This is a genomic window from Acinetobacter sp. WCHAc060006 (assembly GCF_004209135.1).
Taxonomy (GTDB): domain Bacteria; phylum Pseudomonadota; class Gammaproteobacteria; order Pseudomonadales; family Moraxellaceae; genus Acinetobacter; species Acinetobacter cumulans.
On the sequence record NZ_SGSS01000020.1, the window covers coordinates 51605 to 67096 of the forward strand.

Sequence of the window (15492 nt, forward strand, 5' to 3'; positions counted from 1 at the left end):
TTCGGATTCTTTTATGTATAAACCAAGCAAGAACTGGTACGAGTCGACTTTGCCTGCATTATTCAAAATAACCGTTTTAGGATCGGCACTAGCAACCCTGGGTTTAGTGGGCTGTGCATCCTCGACCACAGCGACAAGTGCGCATAAGTCAAAAGTGGCAGGTTCGTCAGGTTTCTTAGATGCCAATAGCTTGGATGGCTTAGAAGATTTGTTATCTGCAACGGATATGCGTGCAGTGGAAGGTGATCGCCTATTGGTGCTCAAACATGGTGATGTTTGGAAGCGAATGACGGTCGGTTTCAAAATGGATTTAAACCATTGGGATTCGCGTATTGAAGCGCAGCGTGGTTGGTTCGCATCGCGTCAGCCCTATATTGACCGTTTAAGTGCGCGTGCGTCGCGTTATTTGTACCACACTGTAAAAGAAGCTGAACGCCGTGGTATGCCAACCGAGTTGGCGTTATTGCCAGTGATTGAAAGCTCGTATGACCCAGCAGCTACATCGAGTGCAGCAGCTGCGGGCTTATGGCAGTTTATTCCAAGTACAGGCCGTATTTATGGCTTAAAACAAACTACACAGTATGATGGCCGTCGTGATGTGGTGGAATCAACACGTGCAGCCTATGAGTTTTTAGGTAGCTTATATAATCAGTTTGGTTCTTGGGAATTGGCTTTGGCTGCTTACAACGCAGGCCCAGGTCGTATTCAGCAGGCGATTAACCGTAACCAAGCAGCAGGCTTACCAACGGATTATTGGTCATTAAAATTACCACAAGAAACCATGAACTATGTGCCACGCTTTTTGGCTGTTGCACAAATTATTAAAAATCCAAATGCGTATGGTGTGAGTCTTCCGCCGATTGCAAACCGTCCACACTTTAGAGAAGTGAGTGTTGGCGCGGCTAATTTAAATGAAATTTCTTCTGTAACAGGACTCAGCCGTGCGGAACTCTATGCATTGAACCCAGGTCATCGTGGGGATCAAATTGATGCAGCAAGTCCAATGAAGATTTTAATTCCTGCAGATATTAGCCCGTCAGTGGATGCAAAACTGAAAAAGTTATCTTCAGCATCGACAGGTTATTGGGCAGGTGGTGCAGCTTCAAGCCTGCCAAAGAACAACGTGACCATCACACCGTCTAAAGTGACACCGCCTGAGATGAACACGACAGTCATCACACCGTCTAAAGTAGCACCACCGGTGATTACGTCAACTCAAGCAAGCAAAACTACGCCACCAGCGCTAACTGCAAGTACAGTAGCTAAGGGCAAACCGTTGTCGGTAACGCCACAAGGTTCTTCTGCTTTGGCAGCCTTTGCAGCAAATACAGATATTCCAAGTGCACCGCGGATTCCTGTTGCGGTTAGCCCAAGTAAAGCCACGACAGTTAAAGTGACTGCTGAGCCTCCTGTAAGCACCAAAGAGCGTGAACAGATTATGGCGGCCATTAAGGCCGAAGGTGAAAATAAAACGGTTGATGAAGTTTTAAAACCTGTTGCGACTCAAGCAGAGCAAGCTGAGGTGGTTAAAGAGTTAAAAGCTTTGGCGCCACAAGGAACAGAAATTGTTGATCCCTATGATGGCAAAATTAAGCTGACAGCGATTCAAACCAGCCAATCGATTGCAGATCAACAAGGCAAAGAGCTGACCAAAGGCTTCGCTTATCCGAAGAGTGTTGCAGAGCAAACTGGCACTGACTCGGATGAAGCAAAACGCAACCAAGGCAAAAATGTCATTAAAACTGATTCTGAAATTGTTGTCGTAGCACCTAAGGGCAAACGCAGTACATATACCGTGCAGGCGGGTGATACCTTAGCGGTCATTGCCATGAAAAATGGTGTGAACTGGCGTGATGTCGCGAAGTGGAACCAAATGGATGCTGATGCCAAATTGTATGTTGGTACAAGTATTTATTTATATGACGCAAAACCGATTGTTGCTGAAGAGCCGAAAGCAAAAGTACAACCTGAGCATTATGTGGTGAAAGCCAATGATACGTTGACAGGTGTTGCAAGCCAATTTGGCTTGTCGGTAAAACAGCTGGCAGATTTCAATGGTTTAAATACGACTAGCGGTCTATTTGTAGGTCAAAAGTTGGCACTGAAAGAAACACCAGCATCAAAAGCAAAATTAGCTGCTGAAGCTAAAAAAGCTGAAACCGAAAGCAAAGTACAAAAAGTACAAACCAAAGTCTATACGGTGAAGCGTGGTGAATATTTAAAACTAATTGCTGACCGCTATGCTTTATCAAATCAGGAATTAGCAGACCTAACCTCGGGCCTCACAGCAGGCAGTAGTTTAATGGTTGGACAGAAAATTAATGTTCCATTAAACGAAGTTGAAAGTGCTTCAAGCAATTCAAATAAAGTTGAGTCGAAGCCAGAAACAAAGTCTGAACCAAGCTTTAAAACTGAAAGTTATAACGTCCAACGTGGCGATACCCTGTATAGCTTAGCCAACCAAAGCAAGATGACTGTTTCAGATTTTGCCAATTTAAATAATATTGCTGCAACAACCTCTTTACGTATTGGTCAGACGCTTAAAATCCCTGCATTAAATAAAGCACCAGAGCAATATACGGTGCAATCAGGTGATACGCTCAGCGCGATTGCAAATCGCTTTGAACTCAACATGGATGATATTGCGAGTTTAAATGGCTTTAGCCGTAATGCATCTTTGCGAGTAGGTCAGCGTTTAAAACTCACTGGTGAAGTGCCAGTGGCAGTAGTGAAAGCAGATCCACGTAAAGACAGCAAATCGGATACACGTGTAAGTAGTGGCGAAGCCAAAGATACGCATGTAGTGAAAGCGGGTGAAACATTGTCTGCGATTGCGCAAAAGTACCAGCTACAGTTGAGCTATTTAGCGGATTTAAACGGATTGTCACGTAATAGCACAGTACGTGTTGGGCAACGCTTGAAGATTGATGGTGATGTGCCTAAAGTAGAAGTCGATACACCCAAAACGAGTAAAGTAACGACACAGGCGAGCTCATCGTATAGCGGAAGCACTGAAAGCTATACAGTGAAGTCAGGCGAATCACTGAATGCGATTGCAAATCGTACGGGTGTGAGTGTTGCAGACTTGGCTGCGTTGAATAACCTAAATGCGCGTGCAGGTTTACGTGTCGGACAAAAAATTAATGTACCAAAGTTAGTCACGGAATACCGTATTAAACGCGGTGATACCTTGATTGGCTTGGCGAATCGCTATGGTTTGGATACTGCTGCTTTGGCTGATATGAATAATATGCAACCGAGCGCATCATTACGCATTGGTGATGTGATTAAAGTACCTAACTAAGCCAATACCGTGCAGGAAGCAACGTGAATAATTTATTTGCCAAGGGGCATCCTTATGTAATGGCACTTGGATGTGTCATGGCAATACAAGGGGCATGGGCTGCAACGCAGACCACGCCCTATATTGCAATTCATAGTCAGCCTTTATATGCCAACTTAGCGGCCATGCCGTATGCAAATGCTAAAGCGCCTAAAGGCGGTTATTTAAGTACAGCCAGCAATGGCACATTTGATAATCTTAATAGCATGAATGGTAAAGGGAGCTCTGCAGATGGCGTGAATTATCTATTTGATTCACTCATGAGCAGCTCTTTAGATGAGCCAGGGGTGATGTATCCCTTGCTTGCCACTAGTGCAACCTTTGACCCAAAAAAGACTTCGTATGTCATTTTTAATCTGAATCCTAAGGCTAGGTTTAGTGACGGTTCGACCGTTACTGCTGAGGACGTTAAATTCAGTTTTGATGCTTATCAAACCAAGTCAAATCCAGGTTTACAAATGTACTTGGCAGATTTAGCAAAAACAGAAGTGTTGTCTAAGCATCAAGTCAAAATGAGTTTTAAGTCGGACAACAATGCAGAAATGCCACTGATTTTGTCGCAGTTGCCGATTTACTCCAAAAAAGACTGGGCCAAAAAAGATTTTACCCGCATCAGCATGCAGCCGATTTTAGGCTCAGGGCCTTATGTGTTGGATAAAATTGATGCAGGACGTAGCTTGAGCTATAAGCGCAATCCAAACTATTGGGCTAAAGATTTGCCAGTCAACAAAGGCCGTTATAATTTTGATCGTTTAAAGTATGTGTATTACCGTAATTTAGACATTGCCTTTGAAGGGTTTAAGTCGGGTCAATACACCTTGCATGAAGAGTTCACCGCACGAAAATGGGTGACGGCTTATAATTTTCCAGCAGTTAAAGATGGCATGGTGGTGAAATACCGCTTTAAGCACAATAACCCGATTGCGACACAAAGTTTTGTATTTAATACCCGCCGTAGCCCTTTTCAGGATATTCGCCTGCGGCAGGCTTTAACGTATGCCTATGATTTTGAATGGCAAAATAAGGCGCTGTTTTATGGACAATATACACGTCTGCAAAGTTATTTTAGCAATAGTGAATTAGAAGCCAAAGGTGTGCCGTCAGCAGCTGAAATGGCGGTGCTCAAACCCTTGCTGGCAAAACTTGATCCGATTCAACGTACTGGCGTATTAAAAAATTGGAAGTATCCAGTTTCGGATGCCAGTGGCTTTAACCGCAATAATTTATTGATTGCGCGTCAGTTGTTACTCAATGCAGGCTATAAATATAAAAATGGCTATCTGCTGGATAAAAAAGGCCAGACCATTCAGATTGAGTTTTTAATTCATCAAGATGGCTTGCAGCGTACGCTGATGCCATTTGTACGCAATATGAAGCGTTTGGGTATACAGGTGAATATCCGTCAAGTAGATGTACCTCAATATATCGAACGTATGCGTAGCAAAGATTTTGATATGACTACGACGGTAATGCCTCAATCTTTAAGCCCAGGCAATGAACAGGCGCAGTTCTGGGGAAGTGCATCGGCGGATCAGCCTGGGAACTACAATTATGCCGGGATTAAAAATCCAGTCATTGATGCTATGGTCGAACAGGTGATTCGAGCGCCAGATCGGTCAGCCTTGGTGACGCGTACGCGGGTTTTAGATCGTTTGCTACGAGCAGGTTATTATCAAATTCCAACTTATGGCAAAGGAGAAAACTGGCTCGCGTATTGGAATATGTATCAGCAGCCTACAGTCAAGCCAAAGTTATCGACAGGTATAGATTACTGGTGGAGTGACGCAGTGCAAGCGCAAAAGGTTGCTAGCTATTTGCGTAAGCAATAAGCCCAAAGTAAAAGGAATAACATCATGGGCACTTATATTTTAAAACGGCTGTTGCTGATTATCCCAACGCTGTTGGCGATTTTACTGATTAACTTTGTGGTGATTCAGATTGCACCCGGTGGACCAGTAGAACAAGCGATTCAACAGGCTGAGTCTTTTCAGGGGATGGGCACGGGCGGTGGTGGAGAAACTGCACAAGACACCAGCAAATACCAAGGTGCTAAAGGCTTAAGTGAAGAGATGGTGCAAAAGATCGAAGCGCAATATGGTTTCGATCAGCCTGCACATATTCGTTTTTGGAATATGCTCAAAGGTTATGCCACTTTAGATTTTGGCACCAGCTTTTTTAAAGATAAGCCTGTGACCCAATTGTTGTGGGAAAAGCTTCCAGTGTCTTTATCTTTGGGGCTGTGGAGCACGTTGTTGATTTATTTGGTGTCTATTCCATTAGGTATTAAAAAAGCGCGTCAGCATGGCTTAGTTTTTGATAAAGCAACATCGCTTTTGTTAGCTGTGGGCTATGCAATTCCTGCTTTTGCTTTCGCAATTCTGCTGATTGTGTTTTTTGCAGGTGGCTCTTATTTTCAATGGTTCCCATTACAGGGCTTGGTTTCGGAAAACTTTGCTGAATTGAGTCTGTTTGGAAAAATTGCAGACTATTTCTGGCACATGACCTTGCCTTTGCTGGCGATGGTGATTGGCGGTTTTGCAGGGCTGACCTATTTGACCAAATATTCATTTATGGAAGAGCTGAATAAACAATATGTGCTGGCAGCGCGCTCTAAAGGCTTAACTGAGTCTCGTGTGCTGTATGGGCATGTGTTCCGTAATGCCATGTTAATTGTGATTGCGGGCTTACCAGAAGCACTCATTGGCATCTTCTTTGTGGGTAATTTATTTATTGAAATTATTTTCAATTTAGATGGACTCGGCTTGCTTGGCTTTGAAGCCATTGTGCAACGAGATTATCCAGTGATTTTTGGTACCTTATTTATTTTCACCTTGTTGGGCTTAATCCTGCGTTTGATTAGTGATGTGCTGTATCAGGTGATTGATCCGCGGATTAACTTTGAATCACGGGGGGCAAAATAATGTCTCCGATTATGCAGGCACGTTTAAAGCGATTTAAAGCAAATAAATTAGGTTTTGGCTGTTTTATTCTTTTTGCGATTATTTTTGTGCTGTCATTGGGTGCAGAGCTGATTGCCAATGATAAGCCACTGCTGGTGAAATACGGCAGCAGTTTGTATTTGCCAGCTTTTAAAAGCTATCCAGAAACTGAATTTGGCGGTGTATTTGAAACCGAAGCAGATTATAAAGACCCAGCAGTGCAGCAGCTGATTGAAGAAAAAGGCTGGGCTGTGTGGCCCATCAATCATTTTTCTTATCAAACACCCAACTTAGAACTGGCTGTACCTGTGCCGTCAGCACCGACGTCACAAAATTGGCTTGGTACAGATGACCAAGGCCGTGATGTGCTGGCGCGTATTTTATACGGCCTGCGAGTGTCACTGCTGTTCGGTTTTGCTTTAACGTTGGCTTCTGCAGTGCTGGGCATTATTGTTGGTGCGGTGCAGGGCTATTACGGTGGCTGGATTGATTTGATTGGACAGCGGATATTAGAAGTGTGGGGTGGTTTGCCAATGCTGTTCATGGTGATGATTTTGGTCAGCATGTTTACCCCAAGCGTGTACTGGTTGTTTGTCATTATGCTGCTATTTGGCTGGACGGCATTGGTCGGATTGGTACGGGCAGAATTTTTACGCGCGCGTAATTTTGATTATGTACGGGCTGCACGCAGTTTGGGGGTGTCGGACCGAACCATTATTTTTCGGCATATTTTACCTAATGCCATGAGTTCGAGCTTGTCGCAGCTGCCGTTTATGCTCACGGCAAATATTACCGCTTTAACTGCCTTAGATTTTTTGGGTTATGGTTTGCCACCCGATGCAGCTTCTTTAGGTGAGCTACTGTTACAAGGCAAAAATAATTTAAATGCGCCGTGGCTGGCGCTTTCAGGCTTTTTCACTTTGGCAATTGTATTGTCATTATTGATTTATATTGGGGAGGCGGCGCGAGATGCATTCGATCCAAGACGTCAATAAAACACAACAGAACAGCATACTTTCAGTTCAACAGCTGAGCATTCATAACGAAGCACAGTCTTTGGTGCAAAAGCTAAGTTTTGAGCTGGCAGCGGGCGAAACACTGGCCATAGTGGGTGAAAGTGGGTCTGGAAAATCCATTAGCAGTTTGGCTGTATTGGGTTTATTGCCTAAAAATTTACAGCTGAGTGGGCAGGCGCAACTGAATGGTCAAAATCTGCTGACTATGCCTCAGCCTCAGTTGCGGTGTATACGTGGTGATAAAATCGCGATGATTTTTCAAGAGCCAATGACTGCGCTGAATCCGCTACACCGAGTAGAAAAAATTATTGGTGAAAGTCTATTGCTACGTGGTTGGTCGAAAGCCAAAACACGTGAGCGGGTGATTGAACTGCTACATGATGTAGGCATACCAGAACCTGAACAAAAATTAAAGCGCTATCCACACGAGTTATCTGGTGGTCAGCGTCAACGTGTCATGATTGCCATGGCATTGGCGCTCGATCCAGATATTTTAATTGCCGATGAACCGACGACTGCTTTGGATGTGACACTACAGGCGCAAATATTAAAGCTACTCAAATCACTGCAGCAAAGTCGCAAAATGGCGATGATTTTAATCAGCCATGATTTAAATTTGGTGCGTCAATATGCGGATCAAGTGATCGTGATGCATCAAGGCCAAGTTGTGGAACAAGGTGCGGTTGAGCAGATTTTTAATGCACCTGCGCAGAATTACACCAAAGATTTGCTGAATCATGATTTTGGTGAGGCCTTAAGGCTAGATCCACAGCCTGCGGTGCTGGAGTTGTCTGATGTTGGGGTGAAATTTCCCATCAAGCAAGGTCTGCTCAATCGGGTAAAAGATTATTTTGTTGCGGTAGAACCATTAAGCATGGCGCTACAACAGGGGCAGTCGATTGGCATTGTGGGGGAAAGTGGTTCGGGTAAAAGCTCGCTGGCTTTGGCAGTTGCACGTTTAATAGATGCAGATGGGCAAATACTGCTACAAGGCCAAGATCTGAATCGGCTGTCGGAAAAGCAACTGCGTCCGTTGCGTAGTGATTTTCAAATTGTATTTCAAGATCCGTTCAGCAGTTTAAATCCACGTTTAAATGTCGAGCAAACCATTGGTGAAGGTTTGTCGCTCAAGCGGATGTCCAAAGCAGAAATACAGCAGCGTATAGATGAAGCTTTGCAAAAAGTAGAGCTACCCGTGTCGTTTAAATTGCGTTATCCGCATGAGCTATCTGGCGGGCAACGACAACGGATTGCCTTGGCACGGGCGTTGGTGTTGCAGCCGAAAGTGTTAATTTTGGATGAGCCGACTTCTGCGCTTGACCGTACTACACAGCGTGCGATTGTGCGATTACTCCGTCGTTTGCAACAGGAATATCAAATGAGCTATTTGTTTATTAGCCATGACTTGCAAGTGGTGAAAGCACTGTGCCAAAAAGTACTGGTACTGCATCATGCCAAAGTGATGGAGTTTCAAGAAACAGCACAGCTCTTTGCACAGCCACAGACGGATTACACCCGTAAATTGATAGAAGCCAGTCAGTATTAATTGAATTAAGCTAATTTGACAATATAAATTGTCTATCTGCTATTGACGCTGAGTAGAATACGTTTAGAGTAAAAGCACTATTTAAAGAATAATGGAATTTCAAATGAGCCATCTTGCAGAATCGATTCAGATCCGTGGCACGCAATTCAAGAACCGCATTATTAAGGGGGCGATGAGTGAAGCATTGGCAAATACTCAAGGACAGCCGAATCATTTGCATTTTGGTTTGTATGAAGCTTGGGCCAAAGGCGGATTAGGTTGTGCGATTACCGGTAACGTCATGGTCGATTTACGTGCTAAAAATGAGCCAGGCGTAGTCGGGGTTGAGTCTGAACGTGATTTGGCTTTATTAACCCAATGGGCTGAAGTCGGCAAAAAGCATGGCATGGTGCAATTGGTACAGCTATCACATCCTGGTCGCCAATGCCCTAAGGGTTTAAATAAAGAAACTGTGGCACCTTCGGCAGTGCCATTTAGCCCCATGTTAGCCACAACTTTTGGTACGCCACGTGCTCTACGTGAGGATGAAATTTTAGATATCATCCAGCGCTTTGCTACAGCGGCCGCGGTATGTGAAAAAGCGGGTTTTGAAGGTGTACAGTTGCATGGTGCACATGGTTATCTGATTAGCCAGTTTTTATCGCCTTTAACCAATCAGCGTAATGATCAATGAGGTGGATCAGTAGAAAACCGCATGCGTTTTTTATTGGAAATTTATAAAGCCGTTCGTGCAGCAACATCGGATCAGTTTATTATTGCAGTCAAGCTGAACTCAGCAGATTTCCAGCGTGGTGGCATTACTGAAGAAGACGTGATTACCGTGTTTAAAGCGATTGATGCCGCGGGCATTGATTTGATTGAAGTATCGGGTGGTACTTATGAAGCGCCTGCGATGGCGGGTGCGAAAGAGGATAAACGTAAAGCATCGACGATTGCCCGTGAAGCTTATTTCCTAGACTTTGCCGATAAAATCCGTAAAGAAGTGAAATGCCATTTAATGGTAACAGGCGGTTTCCGTACCGTTGAAGGCATGAATGCGGCGCTGGACAGTGGTGCATGTGAGTTTGTGGGCATTGCGCGTCCCTTTGCAGTAGAAACGGCATTGGCAGATCGACTGATTGCTGGGCAAGATGTACGCTATGGCGTAGACAAAATTAAAACAGGTATTCCAATGGTCGACAAAATGGCGATTATGGAAATTATTTGGTATGCCGCGCAATTTAAAGCCATTGGAGAAGGCAAGCAGCCAAATCCAAAACTCTCACCGTTAAAAGTCTTTTTTAAATATTTAAAAGGTAATTTAACTGCGGTGATTAAAGGTCGTGTAAATTCACGTAAATCGGCTTAATCTTAAATTTGTTTTTTTTAAAATTGAAAATCAGCGTGTCAGTGGAATGACATGAACAGTGTAAAGCTTACTGTGTGATTTGCCAATAGCGCTGAAATTCTTCAGCAGACCAGTGTCCTTTCTGTAAAGCAGTTTGGAATGCGGGTCTGCTTTTTATTTGTTTTAAATATTGGGTGAGTGCTGGATAGTCGCTAAATTCTGCATGCGCAAATTCACAGGCCAGTAATGGAAACCATAGTAAAATATCAGCGCTGCTGAATTCGTCTCCAGCCAGCCATGTGTGCTGCGTGAAATGGCGGTTTAGCATCTGCATTTGTTGATCCAGCTCAGGGTTTAAATAAGCACGGTTAAAGGCAGCTTTGAAGGCAAGGCTAACAAAGCGAACACGCCAAGGGGTTTGCTGTGCAATTTGCGCAAAGACCTGTTTTAACGCCAAGTTAGGCATGAAGCTGGCATCGGCAAAGTTTTTATAAAAGCAATAATGCCAATAATCTTGATCTGATGGCAAAACCACAAGTTTTTGTTCGAGCTGGCAGAGGTATTCCGCAATGGCGCTACTTTCGCTTAGCGACTGTATTTTTCCTTGTTTTTTGATCTGCAGAGTTGGAAATTTCATCTTGGCTTGAGGTGCATTTTGATCACAAATATTCAGTTCATAATTTAGGTTTAATTCTTCTAATAGCCAAACAATGCGTTGGGAACGGGAATTGGGTAAATGAAATAATGTGATCTGCATCATTTTTATATGGGTGTGAAATAAAGCACTTTGAGTATCTTTATCTTATGTTGTATGGCCAGCGGATGGCAATTTTTTATAAATGCTTTGGCAATAAAAAAGCCCAAGTCGTAATGCTTGAGCTTTTTGATAAGATGTTGCCATCTTGAATATGGCGTCCCTACGGGGATTCGAACCCCGGTTACCGCCGTGAAAGGGCGATGTCCTAGGCCTCTAGACGATAGGGACAGTACAGAAAGCAAATTTTAAAACCGTTAATTAAAGTCTAAGTTTTTAGACTAAATAATGGCGTCCCTACGGGGATTCGAACCCCGGTTACCGCCGTGAAAGGGCGATGTCCTAGGCCTCTAGACGATAGGGACTTAATAAAATGTACTTCTGAAAATTGGCGTCCCTACGGGGATTCGAACCCCGGTTACCGCCGTGAAAGGGCGATGTCCTAGGCCTCTAGACGATAGGGACGTTTCAGAGGTGGGCGTATAATAGGGTGAAAACAGGGGGGTGTCAAACGCATTTGAAGAAATAATTTCAGTTTTATGTGCTGAGTGCATAAATTTAAAACAATCTTGTAAGAATATGGGAAAAATACATTGTTTTGGGTTAATTTGTGAGCGAATTTAGGATGGCATGAATTACTTCTGGATGCTGTAAATAGCCAGCAATATCGTGTGGGTGTTCAATAGATGTACGAATCTCACGATTTAAAATAGAGGGGCTGAAATCAAAAGGTGATTTTTGTAGTGCTAAAGCTGCTAAAAAATCATCATGCGAATAAAAGTTAATCCAATCTCCTTTGAGTGAAGTAGGTCGCTGAATGGGTTGAGGTAAACGCTTTTGAATGGTTTGAAATGCAAGCGGGCAGCCTAAAGTAATCAAACTGCGGATGTTCATTTCTGGGTGTTCGAGCAGGTAGTGATAGGCAATAACGGAACCCAATGAATGCGCGACAATAATATTCGGTTTGCTGTCATGCAGTTGCTGATGAATGCGCAAATGTACAGCATGCATAAAATGACTATTGGATAAGTATAAATCTGTTTCAACTAAAAACTTATGCAAGAGTGTGGTGTGTAGTTTAGGAAAATCATTCATCCATTGTGCAAAGTGATGTAAGGCATAATCTTTGCTGAGCGCACTAAATTGATGAAACTTTGTGTGAAAATTTGGCTGTGGCTGTGGCTGTGGCTGTTTGGGTTGAATAATTGGTTGTAATGGTGTTTTGATTGTAGACGTTGCTGTGTTTGGTTTCTTTTGTCCATACGTATTGAGATGTAAAAAGGGAAGATGTGGCCAGGTTTGAGGCAGAAGTGTGCTGGCACTAAGTACATTACTGAGATGATAACGTGAGAGTAAATCACCATAAAATGGCATGTGAAAATGTCGTTTTAAGTAGGTGAATGCAACCTGTTGCGGTGTTTGATTGAGTGCTTGTTCAAGCAAGCTGAGCCAGCGCTTTTCAATCGATTGCGCTGTTTCATGCTGCTGGTTCATCCCGTGAATAAAAATAATATTCATCAGTCATTCTCAAGGATATGAGTGCTATTTTAGTTTTAGTATAGATAAAAAAAGAGCAGCCTAGGCTGCTCTAATTTGCTGCTGAATTGTCAGCAAGAATGATACTTACTGTGCATTTTTATTGTGATAAAACGCATAGTAGCTTGCATAACATGCAGCAATAAATGCCAAACAGCCAAAGAAGCTGATGCGCATCGTTGGATCAAACACCATACTGATACAAGTGATGAAGCAGAAAATAAAACCGAGAATCGGCACGATTGGGAACAACGGTGCGGCAAAACCAAGCTCTGATTTGGTATGACCATCTTTATACCATTGGCGGCGGAAGTTGAACTGACTTAAGCAGATACTCATCCATACAACCACCATGGTAAATGCAGCAATACCCAGTAAGTTGGTGAAAATTTCTTCAGGTGCAAATTGCTCAGAGAGCAAGCCAGGCATACCACCAATCATGGTCACAATAACCGCGACGTAAGGGATGCCACGTGAATTCACTTTCGAAAATACAGCGGGCAATTGCTTATTATAAGACAGCGACCACATCATACGAGAGGCTGCAAATAAGCCAGAATTGGCTGCTGACAATAGCGCAGTGATAATCACAAAGCGGATAACGTCTTCAGCATATGGAATACCAATATGCTGGAATACGGTTACAAACGGTGAGCTACTCACTCCATTGTTGCCTAGACCGGCTTCTTGGTGTGGCAATAGGCAGGTAACGACTACAATGGTACCCACAAAGAAAATTAACAAGCGGAAAATTGCTGTGTTAATGGCTTTAGGTACGTTTTTAGCAGGGTCTTTGGTTTCACCAGCAGCAACACCAATCAATTCTGTACCAGAGAATGCGAAGTTCACAATTAACATGGTGGTAAAGATTGGGAAAAGTCCTTCTGGGAACCAGCCTTGAGCAGTTAGGTTATTAAACAGTGGTGCTGTTTCTTGACCTTGGTAGCCAAGCACACCAAAAATAGCCAATAAACCAAGCAAAATAAACGCCACAACCGTAACGACTTTAATTAAAGCGAGCCAGAATTCAGATTCTGCAAACCATTTGGTCGAAATCATATTTAAGGTAAATACAAATGCGCCAAAGATCAGTGTCCACATCCACATGGAACTGTCTGGGAACCATTCCTGCATGAGCAATGCCGCTGCCGTAAATTCTGTTCCAAGCGTGACTGACCACGTGAGCCAGTATAACCATGTGATAGTATAACCCGTGCCCGGTCCAATATAGCGTTTGGCATAAGCACCAAATGAGCCAGACTCAGGCATGTGTACAGCCAGCTCGCCTAAGCAGAGCATGACCATATAGGCGATAATACCGCCTAAAAAGTAAGAGATGATGGCACCTACAGGCCCCGTTTGTGCAATGACTTCACCCGACCCTAAAAATAGGCCTGTTCCGATTGCGCCACCAAGCGAAATCATGACCAGATGTCGAGTACTCATAGCGCGTTTTAAAGGCGCAGAATTGCCCTGATGCGAAGCATCATTCGGAGATGAGTGCATAGGAAAAGATTAAAATATCAAGAGAATGAAGCGAGCTATTGTAGTGAAAAATTGTAAATCTGCAACGAAATAATAGTAATTTTGAATAAGTGCTGATCAGGTGCGATCAAGATATGGCGTCCCTACGGGGATTCGAACCCCGGTTACCGCCGTGAAAGGGCGATGTCCTAGGCCTCTAGACGATAGGGACGTTGCGAGGTGATGCGTATATTAGGGAGTTTTTAAAAAGCTGTCAAACTGGAATTGCGGTAATTTTTAAAATATTGAATTGTTTGATTAAAAAATGAAGGGTATTGAAAAGAATAAGAAAATATTGGCGATAAAAAACGCAGTGAGAACACTGCGTTTAAGTCAAAACCAATCCATTGAGGTATTAATGCTTAATTTTTGTTGTGATATAACCAATAATAACTTGCATAACAGGCAGCCATAAACAGTAGACAGCCAATAAAGCCTGAAAGCATTTCAGGGTCGGCAGCCATACTTAAACCTGTTGCGGTACAGCACACAAAACCAAGGATGGGTACTAAAGGGAACCAAGGCGTTTGAAATTTAAGCTCAGCAACGCTATGACCTTGCTTTAACCACTGGCGGCGGAAGTTAAATTGACTCCAGCAAATACTCATCCACACAATCACCATTGTAAAGGCTGCAACACCCATCAAGTTTTTAAAGATGACATCGGCACCAAATTGCTCGGAAAGTAAACCCGGTAAGCCACCAATCATCGTTACCCAAATGGCAACAACGGGCACACCAGCTTTATTCACTTTGGCAAATACACGAGGCAGTTGCTTTTGAGCGGAAAGTGCCCACATCATACGTGAAGCCGCGTATAAACCTGAGTTAGCCATAGAAAGCAGTGCGGTAATAATCACGAAGCGAATAATGTCTTCAGCATAAGGAATGCCCATGTGCTGGAACACAGATACAAAAGGACTGCTACTTAAGCCACCATGACCGCCAACGTTTAAGCCTGCATCGGTATAGGTAAGTAATGAGCTAATAACGATAATGGTACCCACAAAGAAAATAATCAAACGCCATACTGCAGCATGAATCGCCTTGGGTACGTTCTTTTCAGGGTTCTCGGTTTCGCCTGCAGCAATACCAATCATTTCTGTACCATTAAAGGCAAAGTTCACAATCAGTAATGTGGCAAAGAGTGGAAATAAACCATTCGGTAGCCAGCCATGCTCCGTTAAGTTGTTAAACATAGGAGCTGAGCTATAACCATCAAATGGAATAAAGCCAAAAATACATGAAAAGCCCAGTAAGATGAACACCAGTACAGTGGCAACTTTGACCATTGAAAGCCAAAATTCAGACTCTGCAAAAGCACGTGTTGAGCTTAGATTAGAAATGAGCACGCCCGCTGCGAAGATGAGCGTCCAAAGCCAAATGGAGGTTTGTGGAAACCATTCCTGCACCAATATCGCGGCTGCGGTAAATTCTGTACCTAAGGTTGCTGACCAACCCAGCCAGTACATCCATGAGACCATGTAACCTGTACCCGGGCCAATAT

9 protein-coding genes, 4 tRNA genes and 1 pseudogene are annotated in these 15492 nt (G+C 43.5%); 6 read left to right on the plus strand and 8 right to left on the minus strand.

From position 1 onward, the window contains the following. Positions 1–13: 13 nt before the first annotated feature. The 6 genes and pseudogenes from EXE29_RS12150 to EXE29_RS12175 all read left to right on the plus strand — a co-directional run bounded on the left by EXE29_RS12150 (position 14) and on the right by EXE29_RS12175 (position 10192). A complete protein-coding gene (locus EXE29_RS12150; RefSeq protein ID WP_120364744.1) occupies positions 14–3304 on the plus strand; it encodes a lytic transglycosylase in 3291 nt (1096 codons plus the stop codon). A 59-nt stretch (positions 3305–3363) separates the two neighbouring features. Beyond that, complete coding sequence (locus EXE29_RS12155) at positions 3364–5172, plus strand: extracellular solute-binding protein (protein ID WP_120364763.1); 1809 nt, start codon at positions 3364–3366, stop codon at positions 5170–5172. 24 nt (positions 5173–5196) lie between these two features. Beyond that, complete coding sequence (locus tag EXE29_RS12160; protein ID WP_106985843.1) at positions 5197–6264, plus strand: microcin C ABC transporter permease YejB; 1068 nt, start codon at positions 5197–5199, stop codon at positions 6262–6264. Continuing rightward, on the plus strand, positions 6264–7277 hold the full coding sequence (locus EXE29_RS12165; protein ID WP_106985844.1) for an ABC transporter permease: 1014 nt from the start codon (positions 6264–6266) through the stop codon (positions 7275–7277). Before EXE29_RS12160 ends, EXE29_RS12165 begins: the two co-directional genes overlap by 1 nt. Beyond that, the gene (locus EXE29_RS12170) at positions 7252–8844 is read left to right on the plus strand and encodes an ABC transporter ATP-binding protein (RefSeq protein ID WP_120364743.1); all 1593 of its coding nucleotides are present in this window, start codon (positions 7252–7254) and stop codon (positions 8842–8844) included. Before EXE29_RS12165 ends, EXE29_RS12170 begins: the two co-directional genes overlap by 26 nt. Positions 8845–8947: 103 nt before the next feature. Then, a pseudogene (locus EXE29_RS12175) lies at positions 8948–10192 on the plus strand (NADH:flavin oxidoreductase/NADH oxidase family protein). Between the two features lie 67 nt (positions 10193–10259). Here the strand turns inward: EXE29_RS12175 and EXE29_RS12180 are convergent. The 8 genes from EXE29_RS12180 to EXE29_RS12215 all read right to left on the minus strand — a co-directional run. Then, complete coding sequence (locus tag EXE29_RS12180; RefSeq protein ID WP_120364762.1) at positions 10260–10928, minus strand: glutathione S-transferase; 669 nt, start codon at positions 10926–10928, stop codon at positions 10260–10262. 152 nt (positions 10929–11080) lie between these two features. Further along, positions 11081–11156, minus strand: a tRNA-Glu gene (locus tag EXE29_RS12185). Between the two features lie 58 nt (positions 11157–11214). Continuing rightward, a tRNA-Glu gene (locus tag EXE29_RS12190) sits at positions 11215–11290 on the minus strand. Between the two features lie 24 nt (positions 11291–11314). Then, a tRNA-Glu gene (locus tag EXE29_RS12195) sits at positions 11315–11390 on the minus strand. A gap of 138 nt (positions 11391–11528) precedes the next feature. After that, a complete protein-coding gene (locus EXE29_RS12200; protein ID WP_120364742.1) occupies positions 11529–12443 on the minus strand; it encodes an alpha/beta fold hydrolase in 915 nt (304 codons plus the stop codon). Between the two features lie 105 nt (positions 12444–12548). Further along, positions 12549–13967 (minus strand): amino acid permease, encoded by a 1419-nt coding sequence (locus tag EXE29_RS12205; protein ID WP_120364741.1) that lies wholly within the window; start codon positions 13965–13967, stop codon positions 12549–12551. Between the two features lie 114 nt (positions 13968–14081). Next, positions 14082–14157: transfer RNA gene (locus EXE29_RS12210), tRNA-Glu, on the minus strand. A 190-nt stretch (positions 14158–14347) separates the two neighbouring features. Next, positions 14348–15492 (minus strand): amino acid permease (locus EXE29_RS12215; protein WP_120364740.1); only part of this gene is annotated, 1145 nt, incomplete at its 5' end.